This is a genomic window from Trichococcus palustris (assembly GCF_900114465.1).
GTDB lineage: Bacteria > Bacillota > Bacilli > Lactobacillales > Aerococcaceae > Trichococcus > Trichococcus palustris.
The window spans coordinates 1-7,304 of the sequence record NZ_FOTD01000037.1 but is presented as its reverse complement, the minus strand read 5'-3'; the positions used below and the strand labels follow the sequence as shown (position 1 = coordinate 7,304).

Here is a 7,304-nt window from a genome sequence, read left to right as displayed (position 1 = left end):
GGTCCGTTGGTCAAGCGGTTAAGACACCGCCCTTTCACGGCGGTAACACGGGTTCGATTCCCGTACGGATCATAATAAAAAGGAACTTTCATTTTGAAGGTTCCTTTTTTGTTACATTTTTTCAAAAGCAGCAATGCATTGAACTGACTTTTGCTGCTTTTTTGGTCAGGGAAAATTCTGAAGCTGCTACGATACAAAAAGAAGGGAGTAGAAAAGGGAGAAAAAAAAGAGATAATTAGACAAATAATTTTCACTTTTTTTGACAGTGCCGTTTTTATACAGTAACGGCAAAATGAATAAGATGGACAGCAAGAAAAGAATGCTGGGCCAAGCAGCACTTTTGATTGAAAGCAAGGTAACGAAACCAAATAAGTAGGCTAGTGAAAAACAGATAAGGATTAACGGATTTGAAAATTTGATGATGATTTGTTGATAAGTCGTTAATACATTGGACAACTGTCTGGATTGCAGGTATCTTAAATCCTGACTTTGATTGTAGAATATCATAAATAAGTAGAAGAATAGGATCGGTTTAAGTTGGCTAAGTAAGTCTGCGGGTATAAAGTTAGCCTGAACAAAAAAGGCCACGGTGGACAGGATAACTACCTTAAAAAAAGGTTGCAGCAAAGTGGAATAGAAAGTGTTCGTCATACTGAAGGGGCAATACTGCAAAATAGAGTAGACGAGGTAGAGCAATAAGATGGCCGCAACAATCCAATTAGAGGCCCTTAACACAAAGACGAGCGTAACGATCGCTAGTAATAAGAAAAAAAATAATGCTTTAACAGGGAGGGGGGATTGTTTGCGTTCATGCATAGATAGGATGCTTTCCATCGTGGTAGTTGCCAATAAAAAGAATAATAGAAGGAAAAGCATTCCGCCGTTCAAAGCATTGAACGTTATTCCGGTGAGTGTCCCGAAAAGCAGGAAGCTGATTGGTTTCATTGACAATGTAATCAGTGGATGATTCATGAATGTCAAAAAGTAAGATTTCAAATTTTGCATAAGGCTCTTCCTTTTTTTTTGTGATTTATTGCGTTCGAATTTTTATTTCATCATAGGGGAACCCGAGAACATTGTCAAGATAACCGGTAAAGTAGCTTATGATGTTTACATTAGCTGAAATCCGGCATAATGAGAAAATATTTACTTTTAGTGGATTATAGTTGCTTTTTCATGGGATTCAGCGTATATTAGGTGTGTTGCATTTCAAAGGCTAATTGCAATATCCCGATAGGATTCACAATACGTGAAGACGCCTTGTAACCAAAGAATGTGGGGGAAAGAAAATTATGGTAGAAAAAAAATTATTCACTTCAGAATCTGTTACGGAAGGACATCCGGATAAAATTGCTGACCAGATCAGTGACGCTATCCTAGATGCCATTATGGCAGAAGATCCTTATGCTCGTGTTGCATGCGAGACAATTGTAAATACAGGATTAGTTGTCGTTTTCGGAGAAATTACGACAAAAGCGTATGTTAATATCCAGCAAATCGTCCGCGATACCGTTACCGAAATTGGCTACACACGTGGGAAATTCGGCTTTGATGCTGATAATTTGGCAGTGTTAGTTTCCTTAGATGAACAATCTGCTGATATCGCTTTAGGTGTAGATGAATCATTAGAACGCAGAGAACAAGTCACAAAAGATTTCAACGATATCGGAGCAGGGGATCAAGGCTTGATGTTTGGTTTCGCGATTAACGAAACCGAAGAATTGATGCCATTGCCTATTTCCTTGAGTCATAAATTGGCGAAACGTTTGTCTGAAGTCCGTAAAAATGGCACTTTGGACTATTTAAGACCGGACGGTAAATCCCAAGTTACTGTTGAATATGATGAAAACGGGAAACCGAAACGTGTCGATACAATCGTTTTAAGTACGCAACATGATGAACATGTGACTTTAGAACAATTGAAAAAAGACATCAAGGAACATGTTATCAGTAAAGTCATTGATGAATCATTGCTAGATGATGAAACAAAATACTATATTAACCCGACTGGCCGCTTTGTTATCGGTGGACCAAAGGGCGATTCAGGGTTAACAGGCAGAAAAATCATTGTTGATACATACGGTGGATATGCACGCCATGGTGGCGGTGCCTTTTCCGGTAAAGATGCAACGAAAGTGGACCGTTCTGCAAGCTATGCGGCTCGTTACATTGCAAAAAATATTGTAGCTGCAGGATTGGCTACAAAATGTGAAATCCAATTGGCTTATGCGATTGGGGTTGCAGAACCTGTATCGATCGCAATCGACACTTTTGGCACAAGTAATTATTCCGAGGAGTTGCTGATTGCAGCTGTCCGCGAAAACTTCAACCTGACGCCAGCCGGCATCATCCAAATGCTGGATCTACGTCGCCCTATTTTTAAGAAAACTGCTGCTTATGGTCATTTCGGCCGTAATGGCGCTGATTTCACTTGGGAAAAGACAGATAAAATCGAAGCTTTGCTTTCTTATGTGAAAGCGAACTAAAATTCCAAATGAAAAACTGCATCCGGGAGGATGCAGTTTTTTTGTCATTCATGTGCCCACCCAAGTTATATGGGTATAAACTTCACGTACAGTTTGATGAGGGTAGGCCGAAAGCAAAAACAACGACCCACAAAGGAGTCGTTGCTTGAAATCAGTTTTCGTGCTCTGTTCCGGCAGTTTTTTTTCCGCTCGATGGCAATCAGGAAGGGGTGATTGTTGACCTGGTTAATGAAACCACAGTGCAGGACTTTGAAAAGTGACTGATCCACTGTTTTTTCCATACTCTACCAGTACATCCTTTTCTTCCATACCTCCGGGATGCCCGCTGTAGACAACCAAAAGAAGATAGCTGCCGATCCTTAATCTGGGCAGCTAAGCCGCTACTGCTTGAAGGGGTGTCTCTTTTCTGGTTATGATGGACTTGTCAGAGCCAGGGAGATAGCCTAAATTGAAAATGATGCCGCCTATCTGCTCCTCATTCCCAAGAACCTCGGGTATGGGTTCGTGCCCCTGATGAAATAAAGTGACTTGCTGCGATAAACCAGTCAGCAACAACTTTTGCTTCGTATTTTTAATCGCCTGTTTTTGAATATCAAAACCGATCACCTTTCCATACCGACCGACTAAAGCAGCCAACAAGACTGTGTCGTTGCCGTTTCCGACAGTGACATCGATGACAACATCACCTTCGCGCACTGTTTCCTTCAATAGGTTATGACTGAATTCCAGTGCTGACAGCAACAATCTTCTCATTTTTTTCTCTTACATCGTGGATGCCTTGATAGGTTCCGCGACGCTTCAATTCATCATCGATGGCATTCAATACTTCCCATTTCTTTAAACTCCACATCGGACCGATGAGGGTATCCCTCGGTGCATCACCGGTGATGCGATGAATGATGATGTCTTGCGGAATCACCTCAAGTTGGTCGCAGACAAGGCTGACATATTCATCCTTGTCCAGGAGCCTCAGTCGGCCTTGATGGTAATCGCGGACCATTTTTGTGTTTTTCATTAGATGAAGCAAATGGATTTTGATTCCTTGGATATCCGAATCAAGAATGATGCGGTTCACGCTTTCCATCATCATCTCATGCGTTTCCCCGGGCAAACCGTTGATGATGTGCGTACAAACCGGGATATTGTGCGCCCTTAAATTGGCGACGGCTTCCAAGTAAGTATCATAGCTATGCGCGCGATTGATGATTTTGCTCGTTTCTTCATGGATTGTCTGAAGGCCAAGTTCCACCCATACGTAGTATCGTTTGTTCAGCTCCGCCAAGTATGCGATCGTTTCAGGGGGTAGGCAGTCCGGTCTGGTAGCAATCATGATGCCGACGACACCTTCTTCGTTCACGACTTGTTCATAGCGATGGCGAAGAATTTCTGCCGGGGCATGCGTATTTGTAAAATTTTGGAAATAGGCGATGTAACTTTTTACGTTTGGCCATTTTTTGTGCATCATATCGATGCCTTTCCGTAATTGGACGGGAAGGGGATCGATGCGGTCCTGCGCAAAATCGCCGGAACCGGAAACCGTGCAGAATGTGCAGCCGCCATGAGCTACCGTACCGTCACGGTTAGGGCAGTCGAAGCCACCGTCAATGGCAACCTTAAAGATCTTTTCTCCGAAATGTTGTTTTAAATGGTAGTTCCATGTATGATAACGTTTATCCGTATCACTGAATAAAAATTGATTTGTCAATGTTTTCACCTCAGCGTTCATTTTATCACGATTTGCCGCCCAACTGTATACATTTTAGGATTCCTCTGTGGAATTGTAAAAAGGGTGTAAAGGAGCAAGCACTGAAATTGAATGGCGAAACCGTTACCGCCATTTTCCGGATTGGTGAACGAAGGCTTGAGCGTTTCGCCGCGCCGGGCATGATCAAATGAAAAGATACCACTCATGTGCAGAAGGCTGAAAAACTTGATTGCAAACGATCAAAATGGCGGTATCGCTAACGGTTTTAGGGGTAGCAAATGACAGCTGTCGAAGCATCCGTTCGGGTGATGATGGCATTGTAAATGATAATGAAAAGAGAACGGATACATTATTGTTCTGTTGCGAAATATTACAGGAATGTTTCAATTGTTAAATATTGAATTTAGCTATGAAATACATTCAAAAGTTCCGGAAATAAACATATAATTAACATGTTATCATGAAATTTTAAATTATTCTTAAACTTTTATAGGTGAAAGACAGGCGCTAATTTTGAATCGAGACACTTATAAAATGAGACAATATATTGGGATAGGGAGTGGCAGATTTTGAAGGTATCCAGAAACAGACGAATCAGCGATAAGAAAAGTGAACAATTGATCAATTCTTTTATAAACGCAAATAATAAAATGAAAAAAAGCGTTGCAGTATTGAGTACATCCCTCTTTATGACTTCTTTGATAAAACCAGCTCAATTGGTTTTGGCGGCGGAGGCAGATAAGGTTACTGCCACCACTGTCCAAACATATTCCACCAATCCCTTTTTAAATGCAATCATTCCATCAGCTACACTCATTGCAGCACAAAATAATCTGTACGCTTCCGTAATGATGGCCCAAGCTGTTTTGGAAAGCGGATGGGGAACGAGCACGTTGGCATCGGCTCCAAATTATAATTTATTCGGGATCAAAGGGGATTATAATGGCGAAACCGTCAACATGAACACTCTCGAAGACAGCGGCGCCCAAAATTATTATCAAATTCAAGCTGACTTCAGAAAGTACCCTTCTTACGCAGAGTCTCTACAGGATTATGCGAATCTGCTTAAAAATGGCACAAGCTGGAATCCTAATTATTATGCGGGTGCTTGGTTGAGCAATGCAGCAACCTATCAAGATGCGACTGCCTACTTAACAGGGCGTTATGCCACGGATACTGCCTACAATACGAAGTTAAATAAAATTATTGAACAATATGGGTTGTCCCAATATGATTCTGGGGCAAGCTTGGATAATGCAACGACGAATACCGGAACGACGACAAATACGTCAACCGGAAACACTACGGTTGCAGCAAGCAATATGGTGCACATCGTTCAAGCGGGTGATACCCTTTACGCCATAGCTAAAAAATACGGAGTACAATTGGTTGATTTAATGGAAGTCAACCAATTGAATTCCAGCATGATTTTTGTGGGGAATCAACTTATCATTCCTAAGACTGTCACCGTTGTTGAGGCTCCCCCAGCTAGTTCGGAGACGGAAACGCCAGCAGAAGCACCGACAGTACCGGAAACAGCAGCCGGAACAGCTGATCCTGGTACCGTTGTTGAAACACCGCCAGTACCGGGAACAGCAACCGGGACAGTTGATCCTGGTACCGTTGTTGCAACTCCCCCAGCTAGTTCGGAGACGGAAACGCCAGTGGAAGCACCGGCAGTACCGGCAACGGAAACCGGGATTGGATCGTATACAGTCGTTAAAGGGGACACCTTATGGCGAATCGCAACTGCGAATAACATGTCCTTAGCAGAATTGAAAGAAATGAATACATTGACAGCTGATGCCATTTATCCAGGGCAAATTCTGAAGATAAAGGTAGCAGCAGACACAACAACCGGAACAGCAACGCAGCCAACTGAGGTAAATAAGGAAACACAACAAACAAATCCTTCCGCTTCTGCGGGTTCCTATACCGTCAAAGCAGGGGATACCCTTTATAAAATAGCAACTGCGAATGGACTAACGCTCAGCCAATTGAAAGAACGCAATTCTTTGACTAGCGATCTCATTCTAGTGGGGCAAACACTTTCATTGGGTACAGCCGGAACAACCGTTACAGAGGTTATAAAGGATACTAACCAAACAACTACCGCGAATACTACCGCAACTAAAAGCTATACGGTAACAAGCGGCGATACTTTATGGAAAATAGCCAGCAGCAACGGCATTTCTGTGGCAACGCTGAAATCGCTGAATAATTTGTCCTCGGATAATATTTACTCCGGACAAGTATTGACCCTGAATGGGACAGTTTCAGGACAAACGACAACGCCAACCGTAGTGACCAATACGACTACTGCTGCTTCAGGTGCATTCATCAAACCGGCGAACGGTTATATCTCGTCACCTTTTGGCAATCGCACCGATCCGTTCACTGGAGCAGTTGATTTCCATCGCGGGTTGGACATTGCCGGCAGCGGAGCTATTTCAGCCGCACAATCGGGCACTGTGGAAGTGGCCGCATACCACTACAGTTATGGTAATTACGTAGTGATCAATCACGGCACCATCAACGGTGTGACCGTGAAAACACTCTATGCGCACATGCAGTCCGGCCTTTTGGTGAAACCAGGTCAGACTGTCAGCAAAGGGCAACAAATCGGGGTGATGGGGACAACCGGGAACTCGACCGGCGTCCATTTACACTTTGAAGTTCAGGAAAACGGCAGTGTGGTGAATCCATTGAATTATATCAATGGTACAACTTCAACAGCGGTTGTTCCAACTACAGTCAGTGGTACCGTAACGGTGGCATCCGGGGATACACTCTGGAAACTGGCGAGCGCAAACGGCATGTCGGTAGCTGAATTGAAAACTTTGAACAATCTGACTTCGGACGTCCTTTTGCCGGGCCAAGTATTGACCTTGAGCAAAACCGTTACAAACACACCGGCTGCAACAACACCGACGACCACGCCGGTGTCCACGAACAAAGCGACCGTAACGGTAGCATCTGGCGATACGCTTTGGAAGCTGGCTAGTGCGAACGGCTTATCGGTAACGGAATTGAAAACCTTGAACAATTTGACGTCGGACGTCATCTTGCCGGGCCAAACATTGACGTTGAACAAAACCGTTACAAACACACCG

General features: G+C 43.4%; 3 protein-coding genes, 1 tRNA gene, 1 pseudogene and 1 riboswitch. Of the genes and pseudogenes, 3 read left to right on the top strand and 2 right to left on the bottom strand.

All coding sequences use genetic code 11. From position 1 onward, the window contains the following. Both BM101_RS13370 and metK read left to right on the top strand, forming a co-directional pair. Positions 1–72, top strand: a tRNA-Glu gene (locus tag BM101_RS13370). Positions 73–1,215: 1,143 nt separating this feature from the next. Next, a riboswitch (SMK box riboswitch) is annotated at positions 1,216–1,295 on the top strand. Beyond that, positions 1,293–2,486 carry a methionine adenosyltransferase gene (gene metK, locus BM101_RS13360; protein WP_087032078.1) on the top strand — a complete coding sequence of 398 codons (1,194 nt, stop codon included), beginning with the start codon at positions 1,293–1,295 and terminating at the stop codon, positions 2,484–2,486. (Overlaps the previous riboswitch by 3 nt.) Positions 2,487–2,711: 225 nt before the next feature. Here metK and BM101_RS13355 read toward each other — a convergent pair. Together BM101_RS13355 and BM101_RS13350 are read right to left on the bottom strand one after the other, a co-directional pair. After that, a pseudogene (locus BM101_RS13355) lies at positions 2,712–3,239 on the bottom strand (class I SAM-dependent methyltransferase). Then, the gene (locus tag BM101_RS13350) at positions 3,199–4,191 is read right to left on the bottom strand and encodes a TIGR01212 family radical SAM protein (protein ID WP_245825642.1); all 993 of its coding nucleotides are present in this window, start codon (positions 4,189–4,191) and stop codon (positions 3,199–3,201) included. The pseudogene BM101_RS13355 and the gene BM101_RS13350 overlap by 41 nt, the downstream one beginning before the upstream one ends. Before the next feature lie 569 nt (positions 4,192–4,760). On the opposite strand from BM101_RS13350, the gene BM101_RS14490 reads away from it, so the two are divergent. Beyond that, a partial coding sequence (locus BM101_RS14490) for a LysM peptidoglycan-binding domain-containing protein (RefSeq protein WP_093399876.1) occupies positions 4,761–7,304 on the top strand: 2,544 nt, incomplete at its 3' end.